The sequence below is a fragment of the Halosimplex litoreum genome (assembly GCF_016065055.1).
Classification (GTDB): domain Archaea; phylum Halobacteriota; class Halobacteria; order Halobacteriales; family Haloarculaceae; genus Halosimplex; species Halosimplex litoreum.
Genome location: NZ_CP065856.1, coordinates 3,921,825 through 3,935,430, shown reverse-complemented (window position 1 = coordinate 3,935,430; position 13,606 = coordinate 3,921,825). Strand labels below are relative to the sequence as shown.

At 70.6% G+C, this 13,606-nt stretch carries 10 protein-coding genes; 3 read left to right on the top strand and 7 right to left on the bottom strand.

What is annotated here, in order from left to right; translation table 11 throughout:
- Positions 1–45: 45 nt before the first annotated feature.
- Entirely contained in the window at positions 46–2,010 is a 1,965-nt protein-coding gene (locus tag I7X12_RS19360; RefSeq protein WP_198061647.1) for a hypothetical protein, read from the top strand.
- Here I7X12_RS19360 and I7X12_RS19355 read toward each other — a convergent pair.
- Genes I7X12_RS19355 through I7X12_RS19340 form a run of 4 tightly spaced genes read right to left on the bottom strand, consistent with a single transcriptional unit; the run spans position 1,983 to position 6,255 of the window.
- Positions 1,983–2,825 carry a glycosyltransferase family 2 protein gene (locus I7X12_RS19355; protein WP_198061646.1) on the bottom strand — a complete coding sequence of 281 codons (843 nt, stop codon included), beginning with the start codon at positions 2,823–2,825 and terminating at the stop codon, positions 1,983–1,985. The two genes, I7X12_RS19360 and I7X12_RS19355, sit on opposite strands and share 28 nt — an antisense overlap.
- The gene (locus tag I7X12_RS19350) at positions 2,818–4,044 is read right to left on the bottom strand and encodes a glycosyltransferase family 4 protein (protein WP_198061645.1); all 1,227 of its coding nucleotides are present in this window, start codon (positions 4,042–4,044) and stop codon (positions 2,818–2,820) included. The genes I7X12_RS19355 and I7X12_RS19350 overlap by 8 nt, the downstream gene beginning before the upstream one ends.
- On the bottom strand, positions 4,041–5,009 hold the full coding sequence (locus tag I7X12_RS19345; protein WP_232342929.1) for a glycosyltransferase family 2 protein: 969 nt from the start codon (positions 5,007–5,009) through the stop codon (positions 4,041–4,043). The genes I7X12_RS19350 and I7X12_RS19345 overlap by 4 nt, the downstream gene beginning before the upstream one ends.
- Complete coding sequence (locus I7X12_RS19340) at positions 5,002–6,255, bottom strand: glycosyltransferase family 4 protein (RefSeq protein WP_198061644.1); 1,254 nt, start codon at positions 6,253–6,255, stop codon at positions 5,002–5,004. The genes I7X12_RS19345 and I7X12_RS19340 overlap by 8 nt, the downstream gene beginning before the upstream one ends.
- A 150-nt stretch (positions 6,256–6,405) precedes the next feature.
- Here I7X12_RS19340 and I7X12_RS19335 point away from each other — a divergent pair, with 150 nt between their 5' ends.
- Both I7X12_RS19335 and I7X12_RS19330 read left to right on the top strand, forming a co-directional pair.
- Complete coding sequence (locus tag I7X12_RS19335; protein WP_232342928.1) at positions 6,406–7,686, top strand: hypothetical protein; 1,281 nt, start codon at positions 6,406–6,408, stop codon at positions 7,684–7,686.
- 61 nt (positions 7,687–7,747) lie between these two features.
- Positions 7,748–8,815: a glycosyltransferase gene (locus I7X12_RS19330; protein WP_198061643.1), complete on the top strand. Its 1,068-nt coding sequence runs from the start codon at positions 7,748–7,750 to the stop codon at positions 8,813–8,815.
- Between the two features lie 40 nt (positions 8,816–8,855).
- Here the strand turns inward: I7X12_RS19330 and I7X12_RS19325 are convergent, their stop codons facing one another.
- The 3 genes from I7X12_RS19325 to I7X12_RS19315 are packed head-to-tail and all read right to left on the bottom strand — an operon-like array spanning position 8,856 to position 13,461.
- A complete protein-coding gene (locus I7X12_RS19325) occupies positions 8,856–10,055 on the bottom strand; it encodes a glucosamine inositolphosphorylceramide transferase family protein (protein ID WP_198061642.1) in 1,200 nt (399 codons plus the stop codon).
- 56 nt (positions 10,056–10,111) lie between these two features.
- The gene (locus tag I7X12_RS19320) at positions 10,112–11,440 is read right to left on the bottom strand and encodes a hypothetical protein (protein WP_198061641.1); all 1,329 of its coding nucleotides are present in this window, start codon (positions 11,438–11,440) and stop codon (positions 10,112–10,114) included.
- Positions 11,437–13,461 (bottom strand): LamG domain-containing protein, encoded by a 2,025-nt coding sequence (locus tag I7X12_RS19315; RefSeq protein ID WP_198061640.1) that lies wholly within the window; start codon positions 13,459–13,461, stop codon positions 11,437–11,439. The genes I7X12_RS19320 and I7X12_RS19315 overlap by 4 nt, the downstream gene beginning before the upstream one ends.
- Between the last annotated feature and the right edge of the window lie 145 nt (positions 13,462–13,606).

The window sequence follows — 13,606 nt, the reverse complement described above, 5'->3', positions numbered from 1 at the left end:
ACTTTTGCCGGTCGGTACGGAAGTGAGAGCAAGGTTCACGCCTCGATGACTCCCCGAACGTCGCTCCGTCCCGTCGACTGGCTCGCCCTCGCCGTCCCCGCCGTCGCGGCGGTCGGCCTGGTCGCGCTCGACGCGTTCGCCGTCCTCCCCCGCCCGACGCTCGTCCGCGCCGGGTTCGCGCCCCTGGCGGCGGTCGTCGCCGCCGCGCTCTTCCTGGCGAGCCGCGGGATGGACGACGGGACGACGGATCGACTCGTGCCGGCACTTTCGGGCCCCCTCGCGACGAAAATCGTCATCGCGCTCTGTGCCGGAGCGGTGGTCGCCTCCGCCGAGACGGGCTCGCGCGTGCTCCCCTTCGCGGTCGCGCTCCCGCTGGGCTATCTGCTCGTCGGGCTCCAGCTACGGTCGGAGCCGTCGGTTCCGGCCGTGCTGACGGGGCTGTGGGCGCTGTTCCTGGCGCCGCGACTCGGCAAGTACGTCACGACGGGCGTCTACTTCGGCGGCTCGGACACGCTGGCCCACGTCGGCGCCGTCGAGGCGCTGTTCGCGGCCGGCTACTCGACCGCGCTCCCCCACGGGTACGACCTCTACCCCGTCTATCACTACCTCGTCGGGTCGACGACGGCGTTCTCCGGGCTGCCGGTGTACGACGCGCTCGTCCTGACCGGGATCGGCGCGCTCTCGCTGGTCGTCCCGGTCGTCTACGTCCTGGCCGTGACCGTCTTCGACGACCCCCGCCTCGGGCTGACCGCCGCGCTGGCGGTCACCGTCCTGGAGTTTTTCGCCTACCACGCCGTCTACTTCTTCCCGCAGGCGTTGGCGTCTCTCCTGCTGGTGGTCCTCCTGGCGGTCAACGCCGCGCTGTTCTACGCCGGCGACGAGCGGGGGTACCGCCGGCTCTCCGTGTTCGCGCTCGCGCTGATCGTCGTGATGGTGTTCACTCACCACCTCACCTACCTGCTGTTCGGTGGCGTGGCCGCGGTCGCGCTGGTCGCGGCGCTGGTGCGCCCGTTCGTCTTCGGCGGCGACCTCGGCGACGCCGCGCGGACGCTGCGTTTCAGACGGGTGTTCCCCGGGCTCGTCGGCGGCGTCGTCCTGCTCGCGTACTGGACGTACTCGCCCAGCATCATCGTCGTCGGCATCGTCCAGCTGACCGCCGGGGTGTTGCTGGACGTGGTGTCGGTGCCGGCGCCGCAGCTGCTGGCCTACGGCCAGACCTTGCCGACCGACTCGGTCGACCGGGCCGTCGAGTGGCTGCTGACGCCCACGGGCGTCTACGCCGTCGGACTGGGCGCGGTGCTGTTGGTCGCGGGCTACGAGCTGCTCGACCGCACCGACCGCTACGAGCGAGGGTTCACTCTGACCGCGACCGGGCTCGTTCTCGCCGGACTGCTGCTGCCGGTCCCCGTCGCGATCCCGCAGATCGAGCGCCTCCAGTTCGTGGTGACGCTCGTCGCGGTGTTCCCGGTCGCCGTCGGCCTCCACAGGGCGCTCTCGGCCCCTCGTCGAACCGCGCTCGCCGCGCTGGTCGTCCTCGCGGCGCTGGGCGGCGCGACGACGTTCACCGTCCTCGTCGCCGACGACGTGCCCGGCGTCTACACGGACGAGCCTCGCCAGCAGGTGTCGATGAGCGACGCCGAGTTCGGGGCCGTCGGGTCGACGGGTGCGTTCGCCGACCGCTATCTCGCCGGCGAGGCCGCGACCGACCGGATCACCAATCGGGCCTTCGAGACCACGCCGTACAACGCCACCGAGCGGCTGCGGGTCCGACCGGACGGACTCGCGACCGACGCCTCGTTCCTCGTCGTCCGCAGGGAGTGGCAGCGCCACGTCGTCGCACCGACCGAGAGCCTTCGCGCGGCCGACCAGAACACGTTCGTCGTGTCGCCCGAGCGCTTCGCCGCCGGCGACGCGACGGCCGACAAGGTCTACACCGCCGGCCGGGTGCGGGTGTACCACAGTCCCGGCGGCTTCGAGGGGATCTACGGCGCGAACGGCACCGCGCGGTAGCACGCGCTCCGGACGAGGTACGCGACCGAGAACGGGTGTGGGGAGATCCGGACGGCGCGGGCGAACATCGTCACCGCGCGGTCGTACTCGCCGGCGTCGTGGCAGGCGAGCCCGAGGTCGGTGTACAGCTGGTTGTAGTAGACCGAGAGGTACGGCTGGGCCGCGGGCACCCGCTCGCTGACGAGGTAGCCGAAGCGCTTTGCCTGCGCGCGGTACTCGTCGACGGCCATGCCCGATGCCATCATGCTGGCGTCGTGCCGGCGCCGGGTGAACAGCTCGGGGCAACAGCAGACGCCCGCCTCGGTCGCGGCCTCCAGCGCGTACAGCAGGTCCTCGCCGCGGCGCAGATCCGCCTCGAAGCGGGCGCTCACGCGGTCGGTGTCGACGAGCATCGCCGAGGTCACCTCGTGGAGGTCGCCGACGAACACCTCGTAGACGAAGTCGTCGAGCGCCATCGGTTCGGCCTCGACGCACAGGCCCGCGCCGGTCTCGGCCATCCGGTCGAGCTGCCGTTCGAGTTTGTCGGGTTCCCACAGGTCGTCGGCGTCGAGGAAGGCGACGTAGCGCGTCTCGGCGCGGTCGAGGCCGGCGTTGCGCGCGTCGGCCGGACCGGTCTCGACGTCGTCGACGACGACGGTCTCGGTCGGGACCGACTGGGCCGCGACCGTCGCCTCGGCCTCGGCCAGCATCTCGCGGGGCGTGTAGCGATCGCTGTAGGGGATCACGACCGAGACGGTCGGATAGCCGCCGTCGGCGGCGACGTCGCCCGGCGGGCCGTCCGCGGTGGGTCCGGGTCCCGCGTCGGCCTCACCCATCCATGGCCTCCCGGTGGATCTCGACGAACCGCTCGGCGTGGCGCGCCCACGTCCACTCCTGGTCGATTAGGCGTCGACGTCCCGCGGCGCCCATCTCGCGCAGCCGCTCGGGGTCGTCGAGCAGCTCGTCGAGGACGGCCGTCAGCGTCTCGGGGTCTTTCGGCGGGACGAGCACGCCCGTCTCGCCGTCGGCGACCATCTCCGGGATGCCGCCGACGGCGGATCCGACGACGGGTGTCTCGGCGGCCATCGCCTCGTAGACGACCGTCGGGCGACCTTCGGTCCAGCTGGGGTGGACCAGCGCGTCGGCGGCGACGTGCCAGCGTCGGAGCGCCACCGGATCGAGGCGCCACTGCGAGCGCGCCGGGTGGTCGAGTTCTCCGAGGCGGTCGAGCAGCCACCACCGCAGGTCGCCCTCGTGACCGACGGTCGCGAGCACCACGTCGTCGCGATCCAGCGCGCCGACCGCCGCCACGAGTTCGCGCAGCCCCTTCTGCTCGGTGTAGGCACCGACGAACAGCAGCAGCTTGGTGTCCGGGTCGATCCCCAGCTCCCGCCGGATCTCGGCGCGGCGGTCGGTCGGGAACTTCTCGGGGTCCTCGCCGATCGGGACCGTCTCGACCTTCTCAGCCGGCGCGTACCGCCGCGCCACCTCGGCGAGTTCGTCGCTGACGACCGCGACCGTCGAGGCGTAGTCGATCGTCTCGCGGATACGCGCCTGCACCGGTTCGTTGAACGACTCGAAGTTGTGCAGGTCGACGGCGTGGCTGTTGACCACCAGCGGCACGCCGTGGCGCTTGCAGTATCGCAACATCCCGTAGCCGTCGAGGTAGATGTCGGAGGTGTGGACCACGTCGTGGGGCGTCTCGAAGGTCTCCTCGACGTACTCCGTGACCCGCTTCTGGATGGAGTCGCCCGAGAGGTGGTAGAAGTGACGCTTCGGGACCATGTAGAGGAATCGCGGGTAGTGGGCGACGTAGGTGCCCCAGCGCTCGGTCCGCGGGACGCGGTCGTACTCGGAGTGTGGCCCGACGCGGGGGGCGAACGGCGTCGGAACGACTACGTCCAGGTCCGCCGCCGTCCGGTTGATCGCGTCGAACGAGCGGTGGTTGAACGGCGACCGGACCGGCAGCGAGTGGCTCTGGTGGTGGACACAGCAGGCCAGCACGTCGTAGGGGTCGCCGCTCGCGGCGGCGCCGCTGGGACCGTCCTCGGTCATCGCTCCCCTCCGAGGCGAGCGCGGACGCCCAGCACCGACCAGAAGGCCAGCCGCGCGAGGTCGGCCGGCCGACGGAGAACCCGCCCGTCGAGGTACGCCGCGGCGTCGCCGAACCGGCCTTCCGCGAGGAAGTGGCCGACCAGCCCCATCCGGTGGACGTGACGGACCGGAACACCGCGCGCTTCGAGATCGTCGACGAGGGCCGCGTTGCGGGACAGGTAGCGCGCGTCGTTCTCGACGTAGGCCTCGGCTGGGGCGTCACCGGTGAAGTGGGTCACCGCGAGTGGCTCGGCGACGTGGGCGATCCGGCCCGCCGCGAGGACCCGCAACACCAGGTCCCAGTCCTCGTAGATCGACAGTCCCTCGTCGAAGCCGCCAGCGGCGCGGACGGCCTCGCGCTCGACCAGCAGCGTCGACCCCGGACTCATGAACACCCGCATCGTCACCAGCGCTTCTGCGAGCTCGCGGCCGCCCTCCACCGGGCCGCCGGTTCGGACCACCCGTTCGGAGAAGGCGGCCCCGAGCCGACCGAGCAGCGACAGATCCGCCGTGGCCACGTCGCAGTAGACACCGACCCACTCACCGCCGCGCTCGTCGAGGACGGCGAGTTGTCGTTCGAGCTTCCGTGGGAGCCACTCGTCGTCGGAGTCGAGGAACGCGACGTACTCGCCGGTCGCCGCGTCGACGCCGGTGTTGCGAGCCGCGCTCACGCCCCGGTTTCCCTCGTGGGCGAGATAGCGGACGCGGGGGTCGTCGTAGGCGGCCACGACGGCTTCGGTCCCGTCGTCGCTCCCGTCGTCGACGACGACGACTTCGAGGTCGGTCGTCGTCTGGGCGAGCGCGCTGTCGAGCGCGCGGCCGACCACGTCCGCTCGGCGATAGGCCGGGACGACGACGCTGACGCGCGGGTCCGCCGTCGTGTCCGTGCCGTCAGGCGACGCACCCTCAGACGTCTCTTCACTCACGCATGACCTCCCGGTGGACGGCCGAGAGCTTCTCGGCGTGGGCGCTCCAGGTCCACTCCTGGTCCAGCAGGCGCCGGTGGCCGGCCTCGCCCATCGCTCGCAGCCGCTCGGGCTCGTCCAGTAGCTCCGCCATCGACGCACGGAGAGCGTCGGGGTCGTACGGCGGGACGAGCACGCCGGTCTCGCCGTCGACGACCATCTCCGGGATGCCGCCGACGTTGGAAGCCAGCACCGGGAGCTTCGCGGCCATCGCCTCGTAGATGACCGTCGGGCGTGCCTCGTCGTGGCTCGGGTGAACGAGCAAGTCGGCGGCGACGAACAACCGCCGCAACGCGATCGGGTCCAGCTCCCAGTAGGCGTGGGCGGAGTGGCGAAGCTCGCCCAGTCGGTCGAGGAACCACCACCGCAACGCGCCGCCGTGGCCGACCGCGGCGACTGCGACGTCGTCCCGGTCGAGCGCGTCGAGCGCCGCCGCGAGTTCGCGCACCCCCTTCTCTTTCTCGAAGCGCCCGACGTACAGCAGCACTTCCGTCTCGGAGTCGAACCCCAGTTCGCGCCGTACTGCCGCCCGGCGCTCCGTCGGGTAGAGGTCGGGGTTCTCCCCGATCGGCAGCGTCCGGACACGTTCGGCCGGGGCGAACTGGCGGGCGATACCGGCCAGTTCGTCGCTGACGGTCAGGACCGCCGAACAGTAGTCGATCGTCTCCCGGATCCGCTCGCGGACGCCCTCGTTGAACCGGTCGAAGTTCTTCAGGTCGCCTGCGTGAGAGATCGCGACCATCGGAACGTCGTGGCGCCGGCAGTACGGCAACATCGCGTAGCCGTCCAGGTAGAGCCCACAGACCTGCACCACGTCGTGTGGTGTCTCGAAGGTCTCCTCGACGTAGCGGGTGACCCGCTTCTGGGCCGAGTCGCCCGATACCTGGTAGAGATACCGTTTCGGGAGCGCGTAGAGAAAGCGAGGGTAGTGCACCCGGTAGCTACCCCATCGCTCCGTCTCGGGGACGTGACGGTACTCCGAGTAGGGACCGACCGGCGGGGCGAACGGCGTCGGCGAGACGACGTCGAGCCCGACCCCGGCGCGGTGCAGGGCGTCGAACGACCGGTGGTTGAACGGAGTACGGACTGGAAAGACGTGATTCGGGTGTTCGACCGCACACCCCAGAACCCGGTACGGTGCGTCGCTCGCGGGTGCGTCCGCGTCGGTGCCCGACGTGGTTCCCTCTGATGTGAATATTCCTGACATTTCGACGTGTGGCCGCTGAACGGGCTCGCGATCGGTTTCGAGCCCGCTCGACGGCCGCTCTCGTCAGTACATCAGTCAGACGAGACTTATGTCTTCTGGGCGATGCGGGGTACTGAAGGCTTTTGACCCGATACGCCGTAGCGACTGTCGGTGTCCCCCAACGACGAGCACGAGGGTCGAGGTCGGGCCCGGATCGGCCGCCGGTCGTACCTCGCGCTCGCGGCGGCCGTGTCGGTCGCCGGCTGTTCGATGCTCGGCGGGGACGGTGAACCCACAGATGAGAGACGAGAGCCGACGGACGACGGTGAATCGACTGCGACCGCGACGGAGGCGGCACAGACGGTGACGGCGACCCCGCACACGGGGACCGACGCCGTCGGGGCCGCGGCGGCCGGCGACGTCGTCGCGGTGGCCGCCGACCGCGACTACGTTCGGATATCGACGGCCGACTCGGCGACGCCCGTTCAAGACGGGTTCGACCTCGTCGCGGAGCAGGGCGGCGGCCACGTCTACTTGCCGCCCGGCACGACCCGCAACGAGGGCGCCCTCAGGCCCCACCGGAACACCGGGCTGTACGGGTTCGGAACGAACGTGTCGGCACTCCGGATCACGGGTGCAGGGTCCGACGGGATCCGGTTCGACCGCGACCGCCGCGCCCACTGGGTCGAACTCGACGGGTTCGAGCTGCGTGGTCCGGGCGCGGACTCGCCGACCGGTGTCGCGATCCACTACGTGGACAACGGAACGGAGCCGGTCAGCGACCCCTCGGACCTGCGCGTGGGGCACCTCTACTGCCGGCAGTGGCACGATTCGGTGTACCGCGTCGACGAGGGGGTCGGGCCCTTCCAGTGTCGTCTCGAGTACCTCCGCGCGGACGACTGCGACGCGGGCGACGCCCGAGCCCTGGTCGACTGGCGGTCGACCTACGGCCCGGCCAACTGGTTCGGGACGATCGTCTCCTACCCGAACGACAGCGTCAGCGGCCAGAACACCGACGTGCTCTCCCAGCGCGGCGGCGAACTCACCGTCGGCGACATCTCCGTCGGTGGGACGGCCGGACGGATGGTCGACAAGCGAGCGGGCCGACTCCGGGTCGGTCGCCTCCACTACGAACCCGAGGCCCAGCCCAGCGTACCCGACTCGCTCGTTCGCGTCGCCGGCGTCGGTCAGACTCACGTCGACGACGTCATCGTCGACGCCGGTCGCGTCGAAACCGTCTACGAACTCGGCGACGGCGCCGGCGACGCGGTTCTCTACCGGCCGACGGCCGACCGCGGCGAGGTCACCGGCCCTATCGTCCGCGTCACCGGTCGGCTCCACCCACAGCGCCGGTCCTGGTACTTCGGGTCCGCCGACGAGGTCACCGTCGAGACCTCGACGCGAACCGGGAGCCTCCGCGTGATGGACGAGGCCGGTCGCGGGCTCGGGTGAATCCCCTGGGCTCCGATAGCGTTATTCCTCCACTCCGGGTATCGGACCCTGTGATCTCAGCGTGACGGACCGGCTCGACGGCGGCGGTGGGGTGCGAGGTGACGACGTGGTGGCCGCCGGGACGGACGGAGACGAGTCGGAGGCACAGCTTCGACCGACGGTGACGGTCGTCGTCGTCACGTACAACTCGGTGCCGACGGTGGCCGAGACGCTGGCGTCGCTAACCGACCAGACGTACCCGTCCGACCGGTACGAGGTGGTCGTCGTCGACGGCGGGTCGACGGACGGGACGGCCGAGACGGTCGCCGACTACGGCGTGGAGTTCCTCGTCGAGGACGGAGCGGGTATCGGCGCCTGTCGTAACCGCGGGATCGACCGCGCCGAGAGCGACTACGTGGCGTTCACGGACTCCGACTGCGCGGTCCCGGCCACCTGGCTCGACTCGCTGGTCGACCGGATGGCGACCTACGCCGACGACGCGTTCGTCGTCGGCGTCGGCGGACCGAACCGGCCGTTCCCGACCGATTCGTCGTTCACGAAGCTCGTCGGGAGCTTCCAGGGGACGGTCTTCGGATCCGGGCGCTCGCCCCAGTCGCACGACATCGGCCGCGAGCGCCTCGTCGGTTCGGTCGCCGCCTGCAACGTCCTCTACGACGCCGCCGTCTTCGACTCCGTTCGCTACGACGATTCCGTCAACGTCGGCGAGGACGCCGAGCTGCACTTCCGACTGAGCGAGGCGGGCTATCGCTTCGCCTTCGACCCCGAGATCGCCGTCTCCCATCACCTCTCGCCGACCCTCGGTGCGCTCTGGCGGAAGAACCGCTCGTACGGGACGGCGATGGCGCGTATCCAGCGCCGCCACGGGAAGCTGATCCGGTGGTACTCGTTTCTGCCGACCGCGGCCATCGGCGGCGGGATCGCCGCGGCGGCCGCCGACCTCGCGACGCGACGGGCGCGCTACGTCCCGCTGCTGGCCGCGCTGTTTCTACTGGCGAGCGCCTACGCAACCGTTCAGGTGTACCGCGACCGCGGGACGCCCCTCGCCGCGCTGGTCCCCGTCATCTTCGCCGTCCAGTACCTCGCCTACGGCGTCGGCTTCGCCGAGGGACTCACCGTCGAGGACCCCTGAGCCGAGCCGGCCGCGCCGCCCTCCGGAGGCGCCCGCCCGCTCAGGCACGGTAGATACCGATCGACCAGTGGTGTTCCCCGAGCACCTGGTACCCGAAGCCGATGTTCCCGTCGACCGCGCAGTGGTACCCCTCCCCGTCCCACCAGGGGTCGACGTGGTGCATCGCGCCGGAGTTCCACGCCAGTCCACCGGTCGGCTCCAGGGCGGGCGAGTCGGCTCGCTCGCGGTCCTCGTAGGTCGACGGCGTCAGCTCGGTGATCTCGTAGGGTCGGATCCGCTCGCCGTAGCGGCCGACACAGTCCTGGTAGAAAGCCAGCACCCGGTCGTCGAAGACGAGCGGGCGGCCGCCGGGGCGGGCCGCGGCGGGCCGGTTCTCGACGACTGGATTGGCCTCGTGGGGCGTCCAGTCGGGCGCTTCGAGGTCGTCGCTGTGGTAGGCGTACAGGTCGACGCCGTCGCCCATCAGCGCCCACCAGCGGTCGCCCCAGCGGAAGGGCGCGAAGTCGTGGCGGGGCGTCTCCGGCCGGACGAGGTCGGCGACGGGCTCCCACGCCGTCGGGAACGACTCGGCGCGGTACAGCGTCGCCGGCGCGGGATCCACCGTCTTCGACCACTGGTCGGGCACCATGTAGTGCTCGCCGGCCCAGCGGAAGACGTACGGGAAGGAGAGGTGATACGGGTGTTCGAGGACGACCCGGTCGTAGGTCCACTCGTAGCCGTCGGGGCTCTCCGCGTGGGCGATGGCCGCGGATGGCTCGCGGTCGAGCGTGTACACCTCGAAAAAGCAGTGCCACCGGCCCTCGACGTCGACGAAGAGGAACGGGTCGGCCACGCAGTCGGCGCGGCCGAAGTCGGTCACGTCCGCGGCGGTGATCACGGGGTCGAGATCGCCCGCCGGGAGGAACTCCGACGGAGCCCGTTCGGCGTCGATCGGGTACGAGGGAACCGTCTCGCCGTCGTACAGCCCCGACACGTCGACGGGGTCGGGTCGGAATTCGCCTGCGCCCTTCCGAACGTGCAGCAGTTCGCCGGTGTGCCAGACGGCTCGCTCCAAGACGGTCGATCGCGCCAGTCGTCGGCGGATCCGTACCAACAGCGGGTCCGGGTCGGCGCGGGCGTGAGCGAGCAGCGCGTGTTCGTCGGGCTCGTCGGTCGAGGGCAGTTCGAGCGTCCCCGAGTCGGTCGCCCGGTCGGTCTCTCTCCCGTCCCCACCGTCCCGTCCCTGCCTGTCTGCGCCCATTGTCCGGGTCTACCTCCGGCGGCCGGGGACTTAACCGTCGCCGTCGCTCGGGGCGGTCAGAACCCGGTACCGGCAGACCCCATGGCGCGGAGGCCGCCGTTGGAGCCGTCGCCGTGGGTCACGTCGACGTCGTCGGCTGCACCGAAGTAGAACGACGGGTTCGCCGGGTCGGCCTGCGCGGAGAGGTTGACCACGTTCGTCACGACGTCGGCTTCGGCGCCCAGTTCGATGTAGGGGCCGAGGACCTTCCGGGCGGGGCCGCGACCGTTGTAGTCGTCGTAGCCCAGTTCGTAGACGTAGTCGGCGACGCCGGTCACGTGTTTCAGCGAGTCGACGCTCGCGGTGCCGTGACCGCGCAGCCGGACGATCGCCGGCGGGGTCGTCGGGTTCGTCGTCGGTTCCCAGTGGACGTTGCCGAACTCGACGACGGCGTCCCAGGTCTGGTCGACGGCGATCCCCGAGGAGCCGCCCATGGTGAGGTAGTCGACGGTCTGGGTGCCGCCCCGGGAGAAGAACACGGTCGTGTTCGCCCCGCTCGCGTCGGTGACCGGGTAGGCGGCGATCGTCCCGAACCAGTTGGCCGGGCCGTACCACGACCGGAACTCGAAGAGGCCGTCCTGGTCGCCGGCGTCGCAGCCGTAGACGGTGATCTGGTCGTGGCGACACTGGAACGGACCGACGTCCTCGTCGACGCGATACACGGAGTTGTTCCACCCCCAGAAGACGATTCGACCGACCCGCAGGTCCTGCGTGTCCCTGTTGGTGTGGTGGACGGCGACGCCGGTCTCGGCGGTGCCGCCCGGACCGTTCAGCGCGAAGCCGTCGAGGACGACGCGGCTGGTCCCCGACTCGCGGTCGAATCGGATCCCGTCGACCGGCTGCCCCGTGATCGAGATCTTCGTGACTTCGACCCCGAGCCCGCGGATCTCGGTGTCCTCGTAGGGACGGATCGGCCCCGTCTCCTCGACCACGCCCGGGGGCAGCCGGACCTGCCCGCCGCCGTTTGCCGCGAGGACGTCGAGGGCGTCCTGGACGGGCGTGTCCGATTCGGCCGGCGAGACCGTCCGCAGGTCCGCGAGGTTGCGCGCGACGGCGACGACGTTCCCGCCGAGCAGGAGCTCCGTCAGGCTGCTCCCGCCCGACCCGCCGGAGCCACCCGAGCCGATCGTCCCGAGTTCGATCCAGTCGGAGCCGTCCCCGACGAACACGGCCCCGGTGTCGGTCGCCAGGAACTTCCCCCCGTCCTTTGGCGCGTACTGCGAGCGGTTGGCCTCGGCGTCGCGGACCTCTACGTCCGTGTCGATGCGTTCGAAGTTGCGATTCAGCGGCAGGTTCCAGTCGAGCGTCCCCGCGGAGGGCGTCTCGTAGTCGTGATTCTCGGTCATGATGTCGTCTCCGGGTCGACGCCGCCGTAGCCGAACTCGCCGTACCCCCGCTCCCCGAACTCGTCGTTCGGGATCGGCGTGACGGTCACGCTGTCGGTCGGCGTCGGCGTCTCTGTCGGCGTGTCGGTCGATGTCTCTGTCGGCGTGTCGGTCGGCGTCGGTGTCGCTGTGGGTGTTGAAGTCGCCGACGGCGTCGGCGTGGATGTGGGCGTCGGCGTGGGTGTGGGCGTCGACGTGGGTGTGGGCGTCGGCGTGGGTGTGGGCGTCGACGTGGGTGTGGGCGTCGGCGTGGGTGTGGGCGTCGACGTGGGCGTCTCGCCGTCGAACAGCGCCGTCACGTCCTCGGCGGTCAGCGCGGTGTCGTAGACCCGCACGTCGTCGACGGCCCCGTCCATACCGTAGTACGAGGTGTACCCGTTGTCGCCGTACCCGACGTACAGCGGGCGGTCGCTGTGGACCGCGTCACCGGACTGGGAGTCGTCGCGGGCGACTTCCTCGCCGTCGAGATACAGGACCAGATCGGTCCCGTCCCAGGTGAGGAAGACGTGGTGCCACTCCCCGTCGTCGGTGTCGATCCCCCAGGGATTGACGCTGGCCTGCCCGCTGGCGACGGCGACGTGCCCGCGCAGGCTGTCGGGCGTCTGCACGTCGACGGCGTAGCCCTCGTCACCGTAGCGACGGTCGGCCTTCTGGACGAGCGTCTGGCCGTTGGTACCGGAGTCCGACCGGTACCAGCCGCCGAACGAGAGTTCCGCCGTCGGGCGGAGCGCGGGCGCGTCGGGCACTTCGACGTAGTCCTCGGCCGAGGGTCCGAACCGGGCCCCCGAGGAGTCGAAGACGCCGGGCGTCGAGAGATCCGGGGCGCCGACCACGGTGCCGTCGTTCGACCCGACGCCGTCTGCCACCGTCGAACCGCCCGTCTCCTCGAACCGCCAGTGAGCGACCGGGGTCGGGCGTCCCGACCCGGCGGGCGTCGGCGTCGGAGTGGCCGTCGGTGTCGGCGTCGGCGTCGGAGTCGATGTCGGCGTCGGCGTCGGGGTTGCAGTGTCCGTCGGCGTCGGGGTTGCCGTCGGCGTCGATGTCTGCGTCGCGGTGTCCGTCGGGGTCGGCGTCGCGGTATTCGTTGGCGTCGGCGTGGCGGTGGTCGCCTCCCCGTCGTACAGCGCCGTCACGTCCTCGGCGGTCAGCGCGGTGTCGTAGACGCGCACGTCGTCGACCGCCCCGTCCATATCGTAGACGGTGCTGTAGCTGTTGTCGCCGTACCCGACGTACAGCGGGCGGTCGCTGTGGACCACGTCACCGGACTGGGAGTCGTCGCGGTCGACTTCCTCGCCGTCGAAGTACCCTACGAGGACCTCGCCGTCCCAGGTGAGGAAGACGTGGTGCCACTCGCCGTCGTTGGTGTCGAGCCCCCAGGGGTTGACGCTGGCCTGGCCGCTCTCGACGGCGACGTGCCCGCGCAGGCTGTTGGGCGTCTGCACGTCGACGGCGTAGCCCTCGTCACCGTAGCGACGGTCGGCCTTCTGGACGAGCGTCTGGCTGTTCGCGCCCGAATCGGTCCGGTACCAACCGCCGAACGAGAGCGCACTCGCGGGTCTGAGCGCGCCAGCGTCCGGGACCTCGACGTAGTTGTCCGCCGAGGGACCGAACTCGTAGGCCAGCGAACCGCGGGCGCCGGCGACGCCCTGGCGTGGCGAGCCGCGGACGGCGCCGTCGTTGTCGCCCACGGCGTCGGTCGCCGAGGCGCCGGTGCCGTCGAACGACCAGCGAGCGACGAGTCCGTCGCTCGTCGCTGTGAACGTCGCGACGGCGGCGAGCGCCGGATCGCTCCCCCCTTCGAGTCGGTAGGCCGTCCCGCCGTAGCCGACGCGGTACTCGCCCGGGTCGTCGCCGCCGAGACAGCCCGCGATCGACGCCGAAACGATAGTCGCGGCGCCGGTCGCCCGCAGTAGCGACCGGCGCGAGATGTCCAGCGTCTCCTCGTCCCCCTCGTCGTCCCCCCGTGGTGGGTCGGGTGCCATGCGCAGGTGCTTAAGCTTCGTGTTAATATCACTCTTTCTCCGACAAATGTTCAGATAAAATCAGTATAATACCCGATTGCTGTTACAAATGTTTACTCGTACCGGATCTCGGAGATCGGTTACGAACCGGATGCGAACGACGGGG

Bases quoted from the DNA above. Each gene is read 5' to 3' on its own strand.
- I7X12_RS19350 (WP_198061645.1), bottom strand. From the start codon at position 4,044: ATGACCGAGGACGGTCCCAGCGGCGCCGCCGCGAGCGGCGACCCCTAC.
- I7X12_RS19355 (WP_198061646.1), bottom strand. From the start codon at position 2,825: ATGGGTGAGGCCGACGCGGGACCCGGACCCACCGCGGACGGCCCGCCG.
- I7X12_RS19315 (WP_198061640.1), bottom strand. From the start codon at position 13,461: ATGGCACCCGACCCACCACGGGGGGACGACGAGGGGGACGAGGAGACG.
- I7X12_RS19340 (WP_198061644.1), bottom strand. From the start codon at position 6,255: ATGTCAGGAATATTCACATCAGAGGGAACCACGTCGGGCACCGACGCG.
- I7X12_RS19360 (WP_198061647.1), top strand. From the start codon at position 46: ATGACTCCCCGAACGTCGCTCCGTCCCGTCGACTGGCTCGCCCTCGCC.
- I7X12_RS19320 (WP_198061641.1), bottom strand. From the start codon at position 11,440: ATGACCGAGAATCACGACTACGAGACGCCCTCCGCGGGGACGCTCGAC.
- I7X12_RS19325 (WP_198061642.1), bottom strand. From the start codon at position 10,055: ATGGGCGCAGACAGGCAGGGACGGGACGGTGGGGACGGGAGAGAGACC.